This is a genomic window from Mammaliicoccus fleurettii (assembly GCF_003970575.1).
GTDB classification, from domain to species: Bacteria; Bacillota; Bacilli; order Staphylococcales; family Staphylococcaceae; genus Mammaliicoccus; species Mammaliicoccus fleurettii.
In genome coordinates this window covers 1-470 of sequence record NZ_RXWZ01000162.1, presented here as the reverse complement: position 1 = coordinate 470, position 470 = coordinate 1, and the positions used below count along the sequence as shown (strand labels likewise).

The window sequence follows — 470 nt, the reverse complement described above, 5'->3', positions numbered from 1 at the left end:
ACATTATATAATCTATATTATATTAATATCCTAATAAAACCTAACAATATCATGTGTTAAGTGACAATTTTGTAACATACATAATTTTAAAATCTAATTTTTGGATTTCTATATAACAAAAAAGCCACCGACTTTGTCGACAGCTTTTTATTTAATTTCCCTAGTTCCCTAAATAATCGTTAAATTCAGCTATAAATTGTTCTTTATCATTTGATGATGGATATTGTAAACCACCTAATATAACTGACTGGCTACTTACAGTAATAAAATCATAATCAATAGAATGTTTCAAAAATATATTTTTTGCATCTTCTTGATTGTATTCATTCTCTAGGTTCTCAAATACTATAATCTTCTTATCAAAAAACATGACTGCCTCCAAATAAAACTTAATATATAAAGCTTACAAAACAATATTAAGTGAATCTAGGGTTAATTGATGTAAATTAATACTCACTTTGTTTATATAC

At 24.5% G+C, this 470-nt stretch carries 1 protein-coding gene; it reads right to left on the bottom strand.

All coding sequences use genetic code 11. The annotated features are described in order from the left end of the window. Nucleotides 1-160 precede the first annotated feature (160 nt). Nucleotides 161-370 carry a hypothetical protein gene (locus tag CD129_RS11300; RefSeq protein ID WP_078356302.1) on the bottom strand — a complete coding sequence of 70 codons (210 nt, stop codon included), beginning with the start codon at nucleotides 368-370 and terminating at the stop codon, nucleotides 161-163. Nucleotides 371-470: the final 100 nt, after the last annotated feature.